Origin of the sequence: Vibrio sp. VPAP30, from assembly GCF_001188205.1 — a bacterium.
GTDB lineage: Bacteria > Pseudomonadota > Gammaproteobacteria > Enterobacterales > Vibrionaceae > Vibrio > Vibrio bivalvicida.
Genome location: NZ_LBLS01000038.1, coordinates 220,632 through 240,362, shown reverse-complemented (window position 1 = coordinate 240,362; position 19,731 = coordinate 220,632). Strand labels below are relative to the sequence as shown.

Annotated in this window: 16 protein-coding genes; 7 read left to right on the top strand and 9 right to left on the bottom strand. The window is 44.3% G+C overall.

Annotated features, from left to right (window positions below; translation table 11 throughout):
- Positions 1–97: 97 nt before the first annotated feature.
- Positions 98–1,858, top strand: coding sequence for a methyl-accepting chemotaxis protein (locus tag ZX61_RS18840; protein ID WP_049846135.1), 1,761 nt, complete (start codon positions 98–100; stop codon positions 1,856–1,858).
- A 136-nt stretch (positions 1,859–1,994) separates the two neighbouring features.
- Here the strand turns inward: ZX61_RS18840 and ZX61_RS18835 are convergent, their stop codons facing one another.
- The 3 genes from ZX61_RS18835 to ZX61_RS18825 form a co-directional block, all read right to left on the bottom strand.
- The gene (locus tag ZX61_RS18835) at positions 1,995–5,147 is read right to left on the bottom strand and encodes an efflux RND transporter permease subunit (protein ID WP_049846134.1); all 3,153 of its coding nucleotides are present in this window, start codon (positions 5,145–5,147) and stop codon (positions 1,995–1,997) included.
- Between the two features lie 10 nt (positions 5,148–5,157).
- Positions 5,158–6,276: an efflux RND transporter periplasmic adaptor subunit gene (locus ZX61_RS18830; protein WP_049846133.1), complete on the bottom strand. Its 1,119-nt coding sequence runs from the start codon at positions 6,274–6,276 to the stop codon at positions 5,158–5,160.
- 96 nt (positions 6,277–6,372) lie between these two features.
- Entirely contained in the window at positions 6,373–6,933 is a 561-nt protein-coding gene (locus ZX61_RS18825; RefSeq protein ID WP_049846132.1) for a GNAT family N-acetyltransferase, read from the bottom strand.
- A gap of 254 nt (positions 6,934–7,187) precedes the next feature.
- Here ZX61_RS18825 and ZX61_RS18820 point away from each other — a divergent pair, with 254 nt between their 5' ends.
- A complete protein-coding gene (locus ZX61_RS18820; RefSeq protein WP_049846131.1) occupies positions 7,188–8,315 on the top strand; it encodes an acyl-CoA desaturase in 1,128 nt (375 codons plus the stop codon).
- 47 nt (positions 8,316–8,362) lie between these two features.
- Here ZX61_RS18820 and ZX61_RS18815 read toward each other — a convergent pair whose 3' ends face one another.
- The 4 genes from ZX61_RS18815 to ZX61_RS18800 form a co-directional block, all read right to left on the bottom strand.
- On the bottom strand, positions 8,363–9,136 hold the full coding sequence (locus ZX61_RS18815; RefSeq protein WP_049846130.1) for a substrate-binding periplasmic protein: 774 nt from the start codon (positions 9,134–9,136) through the stop codon (positions 8,363–8,365).
- Between the two features lie 191 nt (positions 9,137–9,327).
- Positions 9,328–9,834: a GNAT family N-acetyltransferase gene (locus tag ZX61_RS18810; protein ID WP_049846129.1), complete on the bottom strand. Its 507-nt coding sequence runs from the start codon at positions 9,832–9,834 to the stop codon at positions 9,328–9,330.
- 70 nt (positions 9,835–9,904) lie between these two features.
- On the bottom strand, positions 9,905–11,164 hold the full coding sequence (locus ZX61_RS18805; protein WP_049846128.1) for a DEAD/DEAH box helicase: 1,260 nt from the start codon (positions 11,162–11,164) through the stop codon (positions 9,905–9,907).
- A gap of 35 nt (positions 11,165–11,199) precedes the next feature.
- Positions 11,200–11,775, bottom strand: coding sequence for an acyl carrier protein phosphodiesterase (locus ZX61_RS18800; protein ID WP_049846127.1), 576 nt, complete (start codon positions 11,773–11,775; stop codon positions 11,200–11,202).
- Between the two features lie 578 nt (positions 11,776–12,353).
- Between ZX61_RS18800 and ZX61_RS18795 the strand changes: the two genes are divergently transcribed.
- Both ZX61_RS18795 and msrB read left to right on the top strand, forming a co-directional pair.
- Positions 12,354–13,556: an aromatic amino acid transport family protein gene (locus ZX61_RS18795; protein WP_049846126.1), complete on the top strand. Its 1,203-nt coding sequence runs from the start codon at positions 12,354–12,356 to the stop codon at positions 13,554–13,556.
- Positions 13,557–13,714: 158 nt separating this feature from the next.
- A complete protein-coding gene (gene msrB, locus ZX61_RS18790) occupies positions 13,715–14,851 on the top strand; it encodes a peptide-methionine (R)-S-oxide reductase MsrB (protein ID WP_049846125.1) in 1,137 nt (378 codons plus the stop codon).
- Between the two features lie 216 nt (positions 14,852–15,067).
- Here msrB and dbpA read toward each other — a convergent pair whose 3' ends face one another.
- Together dbpA and folE are read right to left on the bottom strand one after the other, a co-directional pair.
- Positions 15,068–16,444: an ATP-dependent RNA helicase DbpA gene (gene dbpA / locus ZX61_RS18785; protein ID WP_049846124.1), complete on the bottom strand. Its 1,377-nt coding sequence runs from the start codon at positions 16,442–16,444 to the stop codon at positions 15,068–15,070.
- Positions 16,445–16,551: 107 nt separating this feature from the next.
- Positions 16,552–17,205 (bottom strand): GTP cyclohydrolase I FolE, encoded by a 654-nt coding sequence (gene folE / locus ZX61_RS18780; protein WP_049846123.1) that lies wholly within the window; start codon positions 17,203–17,205, stop codon positions 16,552–16,554.
- Between the two features lie 158 nt (positions 17,206–17,363).
- Here folE and moeA point away from each other — a divergent pair, with 158 nt between their 5' ends.
- The 3 genes from moeA to ZX61_RS18765 are packed head-to-tail and all read left to right on the top strand — an operon-like array spanning position 17,364 to position 19,706.
- Entirely contained in the window at positions 17,364–18,599 is a 1,236-nt protein-coding gene (gene moeA / locus ZX61_RS18775) for a molybdopterin molybdotransferase MoeA (RefSeq protein ID WP_049846122.1), read from the top strand.
- 9 nt (positions 18,600–18,608) lie between these two features.
- Positions 18,609–19,358: a molybdopterin-synthase adenylyltransferase MoeB gene (gene moeB, locus ZX61_RS18770; protein ID WP_049846121.1), complete on the top strand. Its 750-nt coding sequence runs from the start codon at positions 18,609–18,611 to the stop codon at positions 19,356–19,358.
- Positions 19,359–19,388: 30 nt separating this feature from the next.
- Positions 19,389–19,706, top strand: coding sequence for a hypothetical protein (locus ZX61_RS18765; protein ID WP_235431360.1), 318 nt, complete (start codon positions 19,389–19,391; stop codon positions 19,704–19,706).
- The last annotated feature ends 25 nt before the right edge of the window (positions 19,707–19,731 follow it).

Sequence of the window (19,731 nt, the reverse complement as noted above, 5' to 3'; positions counted from 1 at the left end):
AATGAGGAACACATCGTTAATTGATATATTTACGAATAGCAACTAACATCACATTAACTACCTATAAATCAAACTGCTTAACAAATAAGGTAATCTCATGAATATCAAGAATAAGCTGTATTCATTGGGTGCTGTCGCCATTTTAGGGGTTGTTTCAGTACTATTAACCTCAACTCACTTCGCCCAATCTACCGCTGACCTAAATCACGCGAGTTTATTAGTAGCCAAACTGGAGATTCGACTTCTTAACCTAAGGCGCAACGAGAAAGACTTTCTGCTTCGTAAAGATACGAAATATCTTGGCAAGTTTAACAAGAACATGGATACCTTTTTAGCACTTGAATCGGAACTTTCGACACTGTTAACCCAACATTCTTTACCTTCAAGTAGCCAACTTAAACGAGATATTCTCAAGTATCAGACAGGCTTCAACAGCTTGGTTTCAGCTTTTGAACAGCGTGGCCTAAAACCTGAGGAAAAACTTGTTGGTCGCTACAATTCTGAACTCGCCTCGATTAGAAACTCTTTGTCTAGCGATGAGCTAGTTCAATTGTTTGAGTTTGACAAACAGGTTCTTGAAGGCAAGCTCAACACAAATCTTATCCCAAATGACGCTTCTTCACTTAAGTCGGCAGCTCAGGCCTATATAGACCAAAGCCAACGCATCGGTCTTAAGTATAATGAAGGGCTGCTTGGGGAAACTCGCAACCTATCACACACTGTGGAAGAACAATTTAAGTCTTTCTCTTCTTCATTAACGGATGAAACTATAGCGACAAAAGAACGACTCTCAACCCTAAAAACCGGTGTCACGACTTTGGTTGTGTTAATCATATTCGGGTTTATCTTCCAGATTTCGCGCACCATTAACAATCAAGTTGCCGTGTTACTTGCGGCAATCCAAGAAATTGCTCGTACCAACAACGTATCGTTACGCGCCAACTTGGTCAAAAATGATGAGCTTTCTGTTATCGGAAGCTATTTCAATCGACTGCTAGATAAATTCGAGCAGCTCATATCTAGCACCCAGACTAAATCTTCAGAGCTTTCACAAAGTACTTCAGCCATGCACAACGAGCTACAAAATGTTATGGAGCAGTTCCATATTCAAGCCGATCATACCAGTACAATGGCTACCTCAGTGCAAGAGATGGTATCAACCATCAGTGAAATTTCCGAAAGTACCGCTGTCGCAGTAGAAGGTGTTCAGCAAGCCTCGGTCAATGCGCAGAATGGTCGTAAGGTTGTTGAAACAACGGTGCAAAACATCGATTCACTTTCTTCTATCTTAGGCAGCAGTCAGGAATCTATCAGTGATTTAAACAATCACGTGGATAAGATTGGTGATGCCGTCAACATCATTCAAGAGATAGCGGAACAAACCAATCTACTGGCGCTTAACGCCGCAATCGAAGCTGCGCGCGCCGGTGAACAAGGACGTGGATTTGCGGTAGTTGCAGATGAAGTTAGGGCATTGGCAAGCCGTACTCACCAATCAACAGAAGAGATTACCAAAGTCGTTACCGCCATACAGTCACAGATGTCTGAAGTGGTCACCAATATTGATCAATGTAATGAGCAGGGCTCACAGACGCTCGATGCATCACGCACACTCGATAGCAGCCTAACCCAAATTATTGATGATATGACAAATATTCAAGCGAACTCCGAACGTATTGCGTCAGCGATCGAAGAGCAAGGGATCGTAATGAATCAAGTCAGCGAGTCGATCACTGAACTCAATTCCATTTCAGAAGGTAATATGGGCTCAGCGCAACAATGCTTGACTGAAGTTGACCGTGTTTCTGCACAGGCAACTGAAATGGATAGTGCCGTTGCTGAATTCAAAACGTCCTAATCTTAAGCGATTGAGTCATTGAGGAAGCCCTAGCCCGTAGGTTAGGGCTTTTTTATTATCTCTACTGATGGGAATCGTTCTAGAGATTAAAAATCCCCTCGCCAATTAGCTAAGGGGATTTTCAATTTACCAAACGTTAATCGTCATCTAAAGGAATCAATTTGGTATTACCACCATGGGCCTTTTCACGTCTGCGCTGAACGAATGCGTAGAAACCCGGAATTAAGAATGTACCCGCCAATAACACACACAGTAGACCGCCAATCAACGAAATACCGAGCGAGTTTTGGCTCACGTGCCCCGCACCTGCTGCAAAGATTAGTGGGAAGATACCCAAAATAAATGACCACGACGTCATGTTTACCGCGCGGAAACGTAAAGTACCGCCCTTGACTGCTGCATCATCGATAGGTACACCGTTATTTTCACGCTCAACCTTAGCGAATTCGACAATCAAGATTGCGTTCTTCGCAGCGAGAGCTATGAGCAGAACGAGACCTATCTGCGCGTACAAGTTAAGTGGCGTACCTGTGAGGTTAAGCGCTAAGAAAGAGCCCAAGGTTGCCACTGGCACCACCAGTATAATCGCAACCGGAATAGTCCAACTTTCATACTGAGCAACCATAAACAGGTAAATAAAGATCAGTGCTAATGCGAATGCGAAGATCGCTTGGTTACCCGCCAACACCTCTTGGTAAGCCATACCCGTCCATTCATACTGATACCCTTGCGGAAGGACTTCGGCTGCGACACGTTCCATGGCTGCAATCGCGTCACCGCTTGAGTAACCCGGAGCTGGCTGACCTTGAATCACAGCACTACGGTACATATTGTAACGCCACGCGACATCTGGCTCAAAGATCTGCTCATGCGTCACCAATGTACTTAGTGGAATCATCTCCCCCGATGAAGAACGAACATGGAAGCGCTGGAGATCATCCATATTGCTTCGGTGCTCACTGTCCGCTTGCATGGTTACGCGGAAGTTCTTACCAAACATGGTGAAGTCATTTACGTACAGAGAACCTAGGTTACCTTGCAGTGTCTGGAAGACCTCAGACAGAGGAATTCCCAACTGCTGCGCTTTTTCACGATCAATGTCCACGTAGTAATGAGGAACATTGGCACGAAAAGTACTAAAGGTACGAGATATCTCAGGCTGCTGGTTCGCTTTCTGAATTACATCATCCATTACCATTGCAAGGTCACTGCGGCTCCGGCCTAGCGTATCTTCCAGTACAAACTCAAAGCCCGATGCAGCCCCCATCCCCGGTACGGCTGGTGGACCCATCGCAAAGACGACGGCTTGCGGTAATTCAACTGCAGCACGACCGTTAATACGACGCGAGATACCTTGTGCGGAATGGTCACCGTCTAGTGCGTTACGCATATCCCAGTCGTGCAGTTTGATAAACAGTGACGCACCATTGGAAGCAGACGCACCCGTCATGAAGGCATAACCATTGACCAAAGTGACACCATCTACACCAGGCTCTTGCTCCACCATTTCAAGCAGCTGCTCAGTCGCTTCTTCTGTACGAGACAGAGATGCCGCGTCTGGTAACTGTACGTTAACTAACAAGATGCCTTTATCTTCCTGAGGTACAAACGCCGTCGACGTTGTTTTCGAGAAATATGTAACGGCGGCCAAGGCCACAAAGAAGAAGGCAAAGAGAAGCACGCCTTTTTTCACAAGGAAGCTTGCCACTTGGCCATATTTCTCAGTCACGCTTTCTAAGCCTCGGTTGAATGCTTGATACCAACGAGCTGTGTTTCCACCACCCTGTTTCAGTACCAAAGAACACAACGCTGGTGATAGCGTGAGTGCATTGATCGATGAGATCACAACCGCGATACAGATAGTCAACGCGAATTGGCGATACATGATCCCCGTAATACCCGGAAGCATCGCCACTGGAATGAATACTGCCAGTAGCACCAAAGTTGACGTGATGATTGGTCCGGTTACCTCTTTCATCGCGATCAGTGTCGCTTTGCGTGGCGAGATTGTTGGGTCTTTCGCCATCGTGGTATCAACGTTCTCAATAACCAATATTGCGTCATCCACCACGATACCAATCGCGAGAATCAAACCAAATAAGGTCACCGTGTTGATCGTAAAGCCCGTCATCTGCATTACAGCAAATGTACCGATCAAAGAAACTGGAATAGCAACGACAGGAATCAATGTGGCACGTGCACTACCCAAGAACAGATAAGTTACCGCGATAACAAGCAAAATGGCTTCAATCAGCGTTTTGACTACACCTTTGATTGATTCGGCAACAAACACCGTTGTGTCGTAACTTGTTTCGTAGGCAACACCATCAGGGAAGTTATGGCTCAGCTTCTCAAGCATAGCCATTACCGCTTTACCACTCTCCAGCGCGTTGGCATCAGACTGAAGTGACAACGTCACGATAGAGGCATCTTGACCACGGTACTTACCGTTACCATCGTAGAACTTTTTGCCCAGTTCGACGCGTGCAACGTCTTTCAAATACACCGTTGAACCATCTTGACTCGCGCGCAGTACTACATTTTCAAACTCGTCAGCCGTCTCTAGGCGGCCTTTAGTCACCAAGTTAAACTGAACTTCTTGAGGATTGCTGTATGGCGCAGCACCGACACGACCCGCTGCAACCTGAACGTTCTGCTCTGCCAAAGCAGCATAAACATCGGTAGTGGTTAAGTTTAGGTTAGCCATTTTTTCAGGATCTAACCAAACGCGCATCGCATACTCACCGCCACCTAAGACATTCACTTCACTGATCCCGCTAACACGCGCCAGTTGGTCTTTAATATTTAGGTTAACGTAGTTGATGAGGAACTGGTCATCATACTTACCGTTTGGTGAGTAGAAGTTGAGCACCATAAGTAGGTCTGGTGAACGCTTTTTCACCGTCACACCAACCATTCTTACTTCCTGTGGAAGCTTCGACTCAATCTGTGCAACACGGTTTTGTACGTTAACCTGAGCCATATCGGGATCGGTACCAACATCGAATGTGACGTTCAGATTATACGAACCATCATTGGCACTCTTTGAAGACATATAAATCATATCTTCAACGCCATTGACTGAGGTCTCTATAGGGTCAGCTATCGCCTGTTCCACAACTTCAGCACTTGCACCTGTATAGTAAGCAGATACACTCACCGACGGAGGACTAATTTTTGGATACTCAGCAACAGGCAAGATCGCCAATGAGACAGCCCCTGCCAAAGTCAGTATGATTGATATAACCAGCGCAAACTTGGGACGCTGGATAAAGAAACGACTTAACATTTACACCTCTTTATTCAGCATCTTTTGATTGTTCAAAACGGACAGGTACACCGTTACGGATACGTTGCAAGCCTTGAGTGATGACCTGTTCATCTGCCTTTAAACCATTTTTAACAATGATGCCATTATCTAACTGGCGGCCTAGTTCTACGTTACGCCTTTCTGCAATATTACCTTCAGCCACCACCATCACGAAGTTTCCTTCAAGATCGGTTTGCACAGCACGACGAGGGATCACAATCACGTCTTGCGCTTGTTTTTCACGCAGTTCAACACGAATATGCTGGCCTGGAAGTAATCGGTAGTCCGGGTTTTCTACGACAGCACGCATCGCGATAGTCCCCGTATTTAGGTCGATACGATTACCTAAGAAGTCTAATTTACCTAAGTATTCAAATGGCTGGCCGTTTTCTAGCACAACTTGTACTTCCACCAAATCTGCGTCGCCGTCACCTTTAACTCGATCAATGCCAAGTTCAATGCGCTCTCTTTCACTTATGCTAAAACTTGTATGGATGGGGTCTAGGCTAACCAGCGTAGTCAAAATACCCGATTGAGGTGACACTAGGTCACCGGTACTCACTTTACTTTGTGCAATTCGACCAGAGAATGGAGCTTTGATCTGTGTATATGAAAGGTTAACTTCAGCCAAGTGTAATTGCGCAATGCTCGCTTCAACTTGAGCCTGTGCTCCTAGTAGGGCGGCATTCAAGTTATCAAATTCAGATTGAGAAATACTACCTTTAGGAAGTAGATTCTCACCTCGTTTAAAATCGAGTTGTGCTTTTTTAAGAGAGGCACGAGCTTGAGCCAACGCGGCATTTGCGCTGGCTACTTGAGCGTTAAAAGATGAGGGTTCAATCGTATAGAGAAGTTGGCCCTTCTCAACCATTTGTCCCTCTTCAAAGTGGCGAGCTTTCAAATAGCCCGTGACCTGCGCGGTAATGCTGGTATCTTCGACGGCCTCGACGCGACCAATATAAGATTTACTTTGTTGATGAGGAATAAACTGGGCTTGCTGCGCGACAACCAGTTGCGCTGGCATTTGTTTCTTTCCTTGAGCAGTTTCACCGCATCCTACGAGAAAAAGCGCACTACTAAGCGCTGTGAAGAGCAAGGTTTTTTTCATTAATAGGCCGTTAGGTAGTTAAAAGGTTTTATCTAAAACTACCTAAAGGCTATAAGTGTAATGTCCGAGAAATATCAGAATACAACTTTAATTGTATCAATCCGTTACAACGTCTAACCTAGTGTGAGATTTGACGTGGACTGCCAAGTCTTTGCCTGATTTCCACCTATAAACAAGCTCTGGGACTTGGTTACCACACGGTGCGTTCCATAAGCGTTCAAGATGACATTCACCACCTAGGTGTTCATAGAACTCGACCGCTTGTTTGTTGTCTTTCATAACTTCAAGATATACACCGTTATCGGGAAAGTATTGTTCAATCCACTTAGCCATTTCAGCAATTAACTTTACACCTAAACCTTTTCCTCTATATGCAAGGTCGACATGCAGCGCATCGATGATCGTTCCCTTCTCAAAGTCATGATTGCCGAACGCACAGATAAACCCGCATAACAGCCCTCCCTCTTCAATAAGCAGGACGTGTTGATTAAAAGGGGGGTTAATCAGACGGGTTTGCCAGATAGACTTTCGCTCTTCAAGCACTTCACTTTCAAGAAACTCTTTGCCCAATATCCCTTGGTAGAATTGCTTCCAGCTTTGCGCATGCAGAGTCGCAATACGCTCATAGTCGCTATATTCAGCTACTTTTAGTTCCATTTATAGTTCCTTATTACTTCCTGTAAGGGTAGCTTACCTCTTCATACTATAAAACATTTAACTAAAAGCCAATCATTCTGGAACAAGCTGCGTGATCGAGTGAATAGTTATCTACTCTAAAGAGATATTACAAACTCAGTTACAATTTTGACTCTATAGAGACGTGAGTTGAACATCAAACTCCGCGATTGAGTTTGACTTACACTTGTACGCTGATATTCTAGCGAACAACTGTTAGCTGAAAGGAAATCACCATGTCGGGCTCTAGCAAACCACCTCTGATTTGGTTAAACATATTTATCTTTTTATCTTCGTTCATCGTCTCTATTGCTATCGTTCCTTGGTATGGCATTACGGCGGGGTACGGTGTTGAACACCTGTTCTGGTTTTTAGCCGCTTTTTCTTTTTGTAATCTTTCAATTACCGCAGGTTATCATCGCCTCTGGTCACACAAAACCTATGAGGCTCACTGGTCTCTGCGTTTTCTTTTTGCATTAGGTGGTGCTTTTGCCCTACAAAACAGCGCTCTACACTGGAGTTCTGATCATCGTATCCACCATAAGCATGTCGACAACAACGATAAAGACCCATATTCGGCCAAGCGGGGTTTTTGGTTTTCTCATATTGGTTGGATGTTACGTGAGTACAAGACGAATACGTATGAAGATTACAACAACTGCCGTGACTTACAAAAAGACAAGATTGTTATGTGGCAGCACAAATACTATGTACCACTCGCAATTGTGACTAACTTTGGTATTCCTATCGCGATTGGCCTACTACATGGCGATATTGTGGGTATGCTCCTAGCCGTTGGCGTATTGAGACTGGTGCTAAGCCATCATTCGACTTTCTTTATCAACTCTTTGGCGCACATATGGGGAAGTCAACCTTACACCGATAAAAACACCGCTCGTGATAACGCGGTCTTGGCTGTATTCACGTTCGGTGAGGGCTACCATAATTACCACCATATCTTTGAAAATGATTATCGCAATGGCATCTATTGGTGGCAATACGATCCGACTAAATGGCTAATTAAATCGTGTTCGTGGCTAGGTTTGACCCAAAAGCTCCGAGTTACTCCTAAGCTTAAGATTGAAAAGGCGAAAGCTAAGCAAGCTCTTAATACCGCCTCTCGCAACGTCAGTAAGCTCCCCAACGCCCCCTTGATTAATGAAGCGCTGAACAAAGAGTTTGAAGCGTTGATGGGTAAAATGGCGGACTACTACGATGTAAAGAAACAAGTATTAGAATCGAAGAAAAATGATCTAGCCAAGAAGTACGAAAAATCTCTTCTTAAGCTGCGCTATCAACAAATGAAGCAAGAGCTAGCGACACAGAAAAAAAGCTGGGAAAGTATGGTTGCTCAATACGCTTAACCATAAAAACGGAAGCACTCGCTTCCGTTTTTATTTTGTTTACAAAGTTATTTAATAAAGTCGTTGACGATTTTATCAATTTCTCCACTTTGCTTCATTTCAGACAATATTTTGTGATATTCCGCCTTGAAGCTCTCTTTATATGGAAAACTAGCGCCATTGGTTACGATACCTAAGAACCCCTGCTCTGAGCTAATCGTCGCCCCTTCGACCACACTTTGACCATCGTACTTGCCTTCGTTTTGAAGCTTCTTCAACTCCCACTGAATTGACAATGCGTCGTTCATGTAACAATCAATACGACCCGCGATGAGTTTTAGTAGGTTTTTAGGTGTCCCTTTCGTTTCGGTGACTTTGATTTTTCCCGCCTTCACTGCAGACCAAAACTCGTCACCGCCCGCCGAAAAGCCTGCATTATTACCAATAGTTAAGCCTAGGTAGTCATTTGGCCAATTCGGTTTGGCACTGCTCAAAACTGACTTTTGACATACAACGACCAACTTTTCATCTAAGATAGGTACGTCATATTCCATATAGGGTCTTTGCTCTGGTCTTTTATAAGGAGGGTAAAGCGCAAATATTTTACTGCCTTCAATTTGAGATAACCCTCGCTTCCAAGGAGTGCCTTTCAAGGTGATGTTATAGTCAGGCATCTTGGCAAAGATATTCTCTAAAACAACAGTATAGATCCCTGTCAGTCTGCCGCTTTCAACATAGGAATAAGGTGGGTAGGTGTCATCACCGTAAATAGTAATATCTGTTTTTGCTACGGCGGTAGTAGATAACAAAAGTGCACATACCAGCGTCAGAAGTAGTCTCATTGTAGCCCCCATTGAATCTATGGATAAACCTTTGCGTTATCGCTAAGTAATAGTCTATGTAAGGGTTAAGTCAAGGTTATCAAAGTAGAACGCTGATTCAATCTTGATAAAGTTGGTACTTTAGTTTACTGATATTAAAGAGGTATTATTAAGAATTAGATCCTAATTAAAATATTCTGAAACAAGATGGTTTATCTAACCAAGAGTTTAAATTCGATACAGTCGATTGATTCACCATGCAACTCGGCATAGTCGTGAACAACTTTGACTGGTTGGAAACCATTACTTGTGAGTACATTCTGTGAAGCAGGGTTTTCCGTCGCAGCATAAGCAAACAGTTTGTTGATGCCCTTATCTTTAACGATTTTCGTCACTTCCGAAACCGCCCACTTAGCGACACCTCGATTTATCGACGCTTTCCCTACACGATAACCTAAATGAGCGGTGCTCCTCACCGAGTCAATGTTAGTCAAATTTATCCTACCGATAATTTGATTTTGGCCATTTTTGATCAGCAAAGGAACCATCTCATTACATTGATAGTCGAGTAGGAACTCACGGATATGCTGCTGAACTCCTTCCTGAGAATAGAAGCCCTCTTCACGTGGCGGTATAAACGCCTCGAACCAAGTTTGATTAGCCAACTCAAACTCTAACAACTCGTCTGCATCTTTCAATGTAATGAGGGTTAACTTCACGACTACGTTCCTTAATCAGATTCCAAAGTAGTAGGCTTAGTTGCTAACAACGCCAGCCTTGTCTCTTTAACTATCTCTTCTTACCGCGATTGGCATGAATCTTAAGTTTCGCTTTCATTCTACGCTTATCAGCGTTACGCCCTCTTCTTTGTGGCGACTTTTCGGGCTCAACTTGTTCAATCAGACTCGGCTCAAAGCCTGGCAGCCATTCTTGAGGCAGTTTACTGTCGAGTAAGCGTTCTATCGCTTCGAGTAGGTACTCTTCATCGCGACTCATTAACGATACCGCAAAACCTTCCTTGCCTGCACGACCTGTTCGTCCGATTCGATGGACATAGTCTTCTGCCTTATACGGCATATCAAAGTTAACCACCTGCTCAAGCTGTTGAATATCTAGGCCACGAGCGGCTACATCGGTGGCAATAAGCGCTCGAATTTGGCCTGACTTAAAATCATCCAGCGCTTTCTGTCGTGCTCCTTGGCTTTTATCACCATTAATTGACGCCGCCTTGATCCCATCAAGCTTCAGCTCTTTTGCTAGGGCATCGCTACCTTGCTTGGTTTTGGTAAACACCAGCACTTGCTGCCAGTTTCTTGAGCCAATCAGGTATGCCAATAGTTCCGCTTTGCGCTTTCTATCAACCGGATACACCATCTGCTTCACCGTTTCAGCAGTACTGTTAGACGGCGTTACTTGTATTTCAACCGGCTCATTAAGCATTTTATAGGCGATGGCTTTGATTCGTTTATCAAAGGTTGCAGAAAAAAACAGCGTTTGACGTTCTTCATTACAGCGCTTAAGGATACGTTTGATATCCGGCATAAATCCCATATCCAACATACGGTCCGCTTCATCCAATACTAAGTATTGCGTTTTGAACAAGTTGATGTTTTTGCAGAACATATGATCGAGCAAGCGCCCAGGTGTAGCAATCAGTATGTCGCAACCCTCATTCAGGTTACGAGTCTGTACATTCATGCTGGTACCACCATAAGCGGTGACGATTTTTATTGTCGTCTCTTGCGCATATTGAACTAAGTTATCGTACACCTGTTGTGCTAACTCTCGGGTAGGCACAAGTACCAGAGCCAGCACATCATTACTTTGAGGATCGCGTTTCACATCAGACGCAATCAGCTTCTGCAATATAGGCAGACCGAAAGCAGCAGTTTTACCCGTACCGGTCTGGGCACCAGCAAGGACATCTGCACCATCAAGAACATGTGGAATTGCCTGTGCTTGTACTTCGGTTGGTTGGCTAAAACCGAGTTTGTCAGTGGTTTGGGTAAGTGTTGAGCAAAGCCCTAGTGCTTCAAATTGTGTCGACATGCGCGTAACCTTTAATTGCAAGGCCGACGATTCTATCAAAAACTTTTGCTCGCAGTTAGCACATCAGGGTAGAAGGTTGAGAATGTCTCAACCAAGTGGTCATAATTTCGCTCAATATGTGGAAAACAATCACTTAACCGCTCCATTCTGGGAGACCGACCAGACATCCGTTGCAACGCATATTCAATATTGTCTAGGTGCTGGTAAGACTCCAACCAACGTCCTTGCCACATCGCGGAGGAAACACGTAAGAAGCGCTCAGGTAGTTCGTTGTGGCTGTCGAGAGATACACGATGCTCTGCTTGTTGGCAAAACTCATTCAGTGAGTTCGAGTGGAACTGACTCCACTGTTTAGCTAAGCAGTGATCCCAAAACATATCCAAAGCGATACCTGAAAAGCGCCTTACTCCATTTGGAAACAAGCCTTTTACTTCGAGAACTTGCTCATGATGGTCTGTGAATGAATCGACATATCGGTGCAGGCGCACGCCTTGGGAGACGTTGTTTGGAAACTGAGATTCAGGATTACCTTTTACAAAATCACCTAGCAAGTTGCCGAGTAAATTCGAATCGCAATGATCTGCAATGTGTAAGTGGGCGAGATAGTTCAATCAATTAGCCTTGCAATAACGTCTTCTTTTTCAATAAAAGCACAAAGCCAGCGCGAATGCACTGGCTCTTTCCGTTTGCTACCTTAGTAGCGATATCATTGTTGAAGAATTGTTATTTGAAGATTTCTTCTGCGAGTTCTTCAATTGACTGCTCATAATCTGAAAGCTCAAAGCCAATTTCCATCGCATCTAATAGCTCAAGGCATTCTTCGTTTGCTGTTTGGTCACTCATTCTGACCTCCTTAATAAAAACACTTCTTAGAACCCTATTCGGGCTCTCACTCGAATATGCGGGTTTATTGTTCCTTTTTAAAGCACTTATATGACAGTTTTTTGAAAGGGCAAAGTAAATTGTGGTGACGATTTGAAATTCATCCCAAGTAAACGTTTACGTCACCCACTTTCCACCAATTTGTATAGTAACCTTTACACCAATAGTGATATATATGTACTTTCCCCTTGATTATGTTCGGTAAATTTTACACAATCACCAACATTGCAGCTATTTAGGCTATATTCTGTTTATTAATTAGTCAAAATAGCCACTAAAACCAACCTAATGTAAAGAATAGTATACAATGACAAAATCAAAGGTATTGGGTAGTACTTTGATCATTGCGGGTACCACCATTGGTGCTGGCATGCTCGCACTTCCCCTCGCATCGGCCGGAATCGGTTTCTCAACATCACTTATGGTCATGGTTGCACTTTGGGCCCTTATGGCGTACACCGCTTTATTGATGATTGAAGTCCACCAACACGCAGATCAAGATGCGACATTACATTCACTCGCGAAACAGTTTTTAGGGACAAAAGGGAAATGGATCGCTAGCTTTGCCATGATGTTTTTGTTCTATGCACTGTGTGCAGCGTACATAGCTGGCGGTGGGGCACAGTTTGCCGAGCGTATTGCAAGCTTCACAGACATTGAGGTTTCGAACACTACATCAACGGTAGTCTTTACACTAATTGTGGCTAGTGTAGTTGTGATTGGTACCGCGACAGTCGATAAAGTGAACCGCGTATTATTTTTAATCAAGATCGTTGCGATGGCGATGGTGCTGACGTTTTTGGCACCGAATGTCACCGAATCTTACCTTTTGAGTATGCCGGTTGAACAAGGGTTGGTGATTGCCGCTATTCCGGTCATTTTTACGTCATTTGGTTTCCACGGTAGCATCCCTGCAATTGTTAAGTACTTAGATGGCCATACCCCGTCGCTGCGCAAAGCGATTTTGATTGGCTCTGCGATTCCTTTAGTCGTTTATGTGTTTTGGCAAATTGTGACGCTAGGCGTTGTGAACCAATCTACGTTGCTAGAGAACCAAGGGCTTAGCGCGTTAATTTCGACGCTCTCGACAACTGTCCATGCTTCTAGCTTAGGTCAAACGATCGGACTGTTCGCCGATCTAGCACTGCTCACCTCGTTTTTGGGAGTAAGTTTAGGTTTGTTTGAATTTTTGGGTGACACGCTTAAGAAGCAAGGCAAAGGACATTCACGAACCTTGGTTGGCTTAATTACTTTTGTTCCACCGATGGGCTTCGCTCTTTTCTATCCACAGGGCTTTATCATGGCTCTTGGTTATGCAGCCATTGCACTGGTTGTTCTTGCGATTTTCTTACCCATATTGATGGTTAAGAAGGCCCGTGTACAAGCCGATGACGAGCATTACCAAGTATTTGGTGGAAACCTTGGTTTAGCCGTTGGCAGTACGGTTGGTGTATTAATAGTTGGCGCACAAATTCTTATTACTGCGGGTGTTCTCCCATCTTTGGGATAGCAGCTGCCGTTTAATTCCAATCTTTTAAAAGACGCGTTCCCAGCGTCTTTTTTGATCTTCAACGAAAGCAAACCAATAAAACTTATATCAGATTGGTAATTTTTTCTTGCTTTGGCCGTTCTTATTAATCGATAACGAAAACAATCGATGAGGTTGATATGAAAGTAAAGTTTAAGTTTGTCCTATCCGCGATCGCAGCCGTTGCTGCCCTCGCCTCTTTTGTAGGTACAGCAGACAGTGACATGCCGAAAAACACAACGTCAAAAGGATACGAAGTTGCCACGCTAGCAGGAGGCTGCTTTTGGTGTACCGAGTCAGACCTAGAAAAATTCAACGGCGTAATTGACGTTATTTCCGGGTATTCGGGTGGCGAATTAGAAAGTCCAACCTACAAACAAGTGTCTTCTGGAAAATCGGGACATATCGAAGTAATAGAAGTCAAATATGATCCGAAAGTCGTCAGCTATGAGCAAGTCCTAGATCAGTTCTTTCGTCATATAGACCCAACAGACAATAAAGGTTCGTTTGTTGACAGAGGCCCGCAGTACCGCCCTGCAATCTTCTACCACAATGATAAGCAGAAGATGATTGCCGAGCAGTTTATGGCAGAGATCGATGATCTAGGAGTTTTCAAGAAACCATTGAAAACGGAGCTGATTAGATTTGAAAAGTTTTGGCCTGCTGAGAACTATCATCAAGACTATTACAAACGTAATAAAGTGCGCTACAACTACTATCGCTATGCCTCCGGGCGAGACCAATATCTTGATGAGATCTTTGGTGATGACCGTGATGAAAATCCAGTTACGCTGCGTCAATTGATCGATGAGAAAAACACCGTTGCCAATATCAAGGCTTACAGCAAGCCTTCAGATAAGCAAATCAAAGCTAAATTGACTGATTTGCAATATTACGTGACACAAGAAGAAGGCACTGAACGCGCATTCAAAAACAAGTACTGGGACAACAAAGAGCCAGGTATTTATGTTGATATTGTTTCTGGCGAACCACTGTTTTCGTCAACGGATAAATATAAATCTGGTACAGGTTGGCCAAGTTTTACTAAACCAATAAACAAAGGTTATGTAGTAACAAAGACTGACTTCCACCTACTCTACCCAAGGACTGAAGTAAGAAGTCGTTTTGCAGATTCGCACTTAGGTCACGTATTCAAAGATGGTCCTGCTCCCACGGGCTTGCGCTACTGCATGAATTCCGCCGCGATGAAATTTATTCCTCTATCAGAAATGGAAGCTGAGGGTTACGCGGAATATCTATACCTATTCGACAGTTAATCCATCCAACCGTCGACCTTAGAGCCAATCCACAGAGGTTGGCTCTTTTTTGAGTGAAGAACAGGAGAGTACGACTCAAACAGTCCGCTTGTTCAGCGAGATATAGGTTGTATGACAAACTTAGGTGTGGTTTATAAGTTCTCTGATTGATTTTTTTGATGCCAAACATAGACCCCAGAAGATGTGTACAACTGGGGACTTGAGATTGCTACAGAGTTACTTCATGACTCGTGCTTTGAAATTACGACCTTTCATTTTGCCCGTTTGCAGTTGTTTAAGTGCGGGTTTAACAATGTCATGCGCTACTGCGACATAAGACACCATCGCAAGAATATTGATCTTACCGATCTTCTTACCATCAAGACCTGCTTGCTTGGTGAGTGCACCTAAAATATCGCCCGCTCGTACTTTCTGTTTTTTGCCACCTAAGATTTGAATGGTTTGCATCTTTGGATAGAAAGGACGCTCAACTCGTTTTTCAGGCAGTTGTGAAGGCGAAATCGCAATATCCATATACTCATCAATTCGCGCGACACGGTACTCTTCTCTCTCGCTATAGAAACTAAACGCTACTCCTTTTGAACCAGCACGTCCGGTTCGGCCAATACGGTGAACATGTACTTCCGGATCGCGTGACAGTTCGAAGTTAAACACAGCATCAAGGTTGTCGACATCAAGACCACGTGCTGCTACGTCAGTTGCCACAAGAATCGAAATACTCTTGTTGGCAAACATGGTTAATGCTTGTTCACGCTCACGTTGCTCCATGTCGCCATGCAGTTCAACCACACTGAAGCCACGGTGGCTGAGTTCATCCGCAACATTTTGCACTTCCTTCTTGGTATTACAAAAAACGACTGAAGATTCAGGTTTGTGAGTCAACAACAGTGCTTCGAGTGCATCATCTTTTGCTTCTGTGTTATCCAACTTGTAGAAACGCTGCTCGATGGTAGTTTTTTGGTGTGTCGACTCCACTTTCACCATTTCTGGCTTAACCATCACTTTTGCGGCAAGCGACTCAATGTTATCTGGGAAGGTGGCACTAAACAACAGAGTTTGTCGCTTGATAGGCGCGGCGTCGATGATCGTATCAATCGCCTCTTCAAATCCCATGTCAAGCATACGATCAGCTTCATCCAGAACCAGAGTATTCAGTTCATCAAGATTGATACGTCCTTTAGACATATGATCAAGGATTCGACCTGGAGTTCCGACTAATATATGAGCGCCATGTTCAAGCGAGCCAATTTGCGGCCCCATAGGCATACCGCCACACAGCGTGAGTACTTTAATGTTGTGGATACCGCGCGCGAGCGTACGAATTTCCTTCGCGACTTGATCTGCTAACTCACGCGTTGGGCACAGAACCAAAGTCTGTACTCGGAAACGCTTAACGTTTAAGTTGCTTAGTAACCCTAAAGAGAATGCCGCCGTCTTACCAGAGCCCGTTTTACCTTGACCAATCACATCTTTACCAGCCAATACCATTGGCAGTGCTTGCTGCTGGATAGGGGTCATCTCTGTGTAGCCCAAGCTGTCGAGTGTTTCTAATAGTTCTGGGCGAAGACCAAGTGTCTTAAATGAATTCGTCACAATATTAACCTTAATGGTTTATCGAAAGAGCATCTCTCTCGATTTAAAAAGTAAAACCGCCTCATTATAGAAGCGGTTTTGAATAAGTTGATAACGCAGTCGCTGCCCTATCGAATTCCGTGCAGGAACTCATGTCGCGTTGCAGGGATAGACTTAAAGATGCCACCTAACGCTGTGGTAGTGGTTTCGCTCGTCGCATCCATCACACCGCGAGACTTTACACAGTAATGCGTTGCATCGATGGTTACCGCTACATCATCTGACTCAAGTAACGTTTGCAAAGCAACGAGGATCTGTTGGGTCATGCGCTCTTGGACTTGGGGGCGTTGAGCGAAGAAGCGAACAATACGGTTGATTTTTGAAAGGCCGATGATCTTGCCGCGCGGAATATAAGCGACCGCGGCGCGGCCATCAATGGTGACAAGATGGTGCTCACACGTACTCGTTACAGTGATGTCCTTCACGCGCACCATTTCGCTCACGTTCATCTTATTCTCGATCACCGTAATTTTCGGGAAGTTTGCGTAGTCTAAGCCAGAAAATATTTCGTCAACATACATCTTCGCGATACGTTGTGGTGTTTCTTCAAGGCTATCATCGGTAAGGTCAAGTTCCAGCAGAGATAAAATTTCACGCATATGGTGTTGGATTTTTTCTTTTTTCTCTTCTCGACTGAACTGATTAGGCGCCATCGGCGTCTCTAAGCCTCTCTGTTCTAGCGCATCTTTTACTAACTTTGCGGATTCGCTAAGACCTGACATACCACTTCCTCTTATTTACCCCTTTAGGATGGCTGACAAGGATACTCGGATTTTTGAATAATTACACCCATATTTTATCGAAGGTCATTATTGCACAAGGCTTTGTGTGGTAGAGTGGCCTGATTATCTGACAATAATAAAAGTATAGGATTTTTTATATGGGATGCTGTGACGCACCTGGCTTGATGCCAATCGAAGACGCGATGGATAAAATGCTGTCGCCAATCAAACCTATCCAAACGACTTTACAACTTCCTCTGGCTGAAGCGATCGGTTTTGTCCTAGCTGAAGACATCCTCTCTCCTATTTTTGTTCCTCCTTTTGATAATTCAGCGATGGACGGTTACGCGATTCGATTAGCAGACCTAGCTGAAAACCATGTCATGCCTCTTACAGGTAAGTCTTTTGCAGGCCAACCTTTTGAAGGGGACTGGCCAAAAGGTACCTGCATTCGCATTATGACTGGCGCAAAAATCCCCCAAGGATGCGATGCGGTCATCATGCAAGAAAATACTCAAGTAGTTGAGCAAGGTATTCAGTTCAATCAGAGCGATGTGAAACCACAGAACAACATTCGACCAACGGGTGATGATATCAATCAAGGCGACGTGGTTTTACATAAAGGTGCCCGACTGACATCTCGTGATATTCCCATGATTGCCACTTTGGGCATTAGCCATGTCACGGTTGTTCGTAAACCTCGAGTCGCTTTTTTCTCAACTGGAGACGAACTTAAGCCACTCGGCGAAACCTTAGCTGAAGGTCAAATCTATGACAGTAACCGTTATGGTATTAAGCCATTGATCGAAAACTTTGGTTGTGAAGCCATTGACCTTGGAATCATCCCAGATTGTCAAGAAACACTAAAAGCAACGTTCGAAAAAGCACAGTCTCTGGCTGATGTCGTTGTCACTTCTGGTGGTGTAAGTGTTGGTGAAGCAGACTACACCAAAGATATTCTCGAAGAACTTGGGCAAATTGGTTTTTGGAAACTAGCCATCAAACCAGGTAAACCTTTCGCATTTGGTAAACTTTCAACAGCATGGTTCTGCGGATTACCAGGCAACCCTGTTTCAGCCGTATTAACTATGTATGTCCTTGTTCAGCCTTTGCTGGCCAAGCTTGCAGGTCATAATGAATGGAAAGCGCCAGAATCGATCCCAGCGATTACGCGTAGTGCGTTTAAGAAAGCACCGGGGCGTACCGATTACCAACGTGGCATCTATTCAATTGAGGATGGTAAATTTATTGTTGAGACAACTGGTAACCAAAGCTCAGGCGCGTTCCGTTCAATGAGCTTAGCAAACTGCTTTGTTGTTCTTGAGCGTGACCGTGGCCGAGTTGAAGCGGGTGAAACCGTCAACATTCAGTTATTCAACCCAACTCTGTACTAGAGGTAAAGTTTGGAGATCTTATCTGACCAAGAAATGCTGCGTTATAATCGCCAGATCATTCTTAAACAGTTCGACTTTGATGGTCAGGAAGCGCTAAAGCAAGCCTCTGTACTGATTTTAGGTGCTGGTGGTTTGGGTTGTGCCTCTAGCCAATATCTCGCGACGGCAGGTATCGGCAAGCTAACTCTGATTGACGACGATGTAGTTGAACTTTCTAACCTTCAGCGACAAGTATTACATCACGATGCTGATGTCGGGACGAAAAAGGTTCTCTCTGCGTCTAATTCGCTCAAACAGCTTAACCCACACCTCGAGGTTGAGACGATCGATAGACGACTTAGTGATAGAGAGCTTTCAGAACTAATCAAGAAGCACAGCTTGGTTCTCGACGCCTCAGATAATGTCGAAACCAGAAATCAACTTAATAAGCTCTGCTATGATCTAAAAGTACCTTTAGTTTCCGGAGCCGCTATCCGAATGGAAGGCCAAATCAGTGTCTTTACCTACCAAGATGAGAGCCAGCCTTGCTATCAGTGTCTAAGCGCATTGTTTGGTAACGCGACCCTAAGCTGCGTCGAGGCGGGGGTGATGTCTCCTGTCGTTGGCATTATCGGCGCGGTGCAAGCCATGGAAGCAATTAAAGTGATCGCAAATTATGGAGCACCTAAACAAGGCAAGATTCTAATGCTTGATGCAATGAGTATGTCTTGGCATGAAATGAACTTAATTAAAATGCAAAATTGCTCTGTTTGCGGTTAGGTTAGCAAGGCAGTAAGGACCCCAAATTTGATGATGAATAATCCAAAAGTGTTCCTTACAGCTTTGCTCATTCTCTCATTCATTCTCGTTCTACTTGTTCTTACTCTACCAACAAGTCACACCTCTTCGATTAAAGGTGTGGTTGTTTCTCAGACGGTAACTCAATCCCTCGATGGCCGCCGTCGCTATTTGAACGTTCAATTAGACACTGGACAAACCACACTCGTCACAGCACCAATCGCCTCTGACTGTCCTGAAGGCTCCATCATTACGTTACATGAAGAGCGAAGCTCCCTGCATACAAGTGGTAACTATCGCTTTTTTTCTTGCCTACCCCATTATAAGTAAAGTGTCACACTAATTAGATAAATGC

Coding starts and splice junctions, on each gene's coding strand:
- ZX61_RS18840 (WP_049846135.1), top strand. CDS start 98: ATGAATATCAAGAATAAGCTGTATTCATTGGGTGCTGTCGCCATTTTA.
- ZX61_RS18835 (WP_049846134.1), bottom strand. CDS start 5,147: ATGTTAAGTCGTTTCTTTATCCAGCGTCCCAAGTTTGCGCTGGTTATA.
- ZX61_RS18830 (WP_049846133.1), bottom strand. CDS start 6,276: ATGAAAAAAACCTTGCTCTTCACAGCGCTTAGTAGTGCGCTTTTTCTC.
- ZX61_RS18825 (WP_049846132.1), bottom strand. CDS start 6,933: ATGGAACTAAAAGTAGCTGAATATAGCGACTATGAGCGTATTGCGACT.
- ZX61_RS18820 (WP_049846131.1), top strand. CDS start 7,188: ATGTCGGGCTCTAGCAAACCACCTCTGATTTGGTTAAACATATTTATC.
- ZX61_RS18815 (WP_049846130.1), bottom strand. CDS start 9,136: ATGAGACTACTTCTGACGCTGGTATGTGCACTTTTGTTATCTACTACC.
- ZX61_RS18805 (WP_049846128.1), bottom strand. CDS start 11,164: ATGTCGACACAATTTGAAGCACTAGGGCTTTGCTCAACACTTACCCAA.
- ZX61_RS18795 (WP_049846126.1), top strand. CDS start 12,354: ATGACAAAATCAAAGGTATTGGGTAGTACTTTGATCATTGCGGGTACC.
- msrB (WP_049846125.1), top strand. CDS start 13,715: ATGAAAGTAAAGTTTAAGTTTGTCCTATCCGCGATCGCAGCCGTTGCT.
- folE (WP_049846123.1), bottom strand. CDS start 17,205: ATGTCAGGTCTTAGCGAATCCGCAAAGTTAGTAAAAGATGCGCTAGAA.
- moeA (WP_049846122.1), top strand. CDS start 17,364: ATGGGATGCTGTGACGCACCTGGCTTGATGCCAATCGAAGACGCGATG.
- ZX61_RS18765 (WP_235431360.1), top strand. CDS start 19,389: ATGATGAATAATCCAAAAGTGTTCCTTACAGCTTTGCTCATTCTCTCA.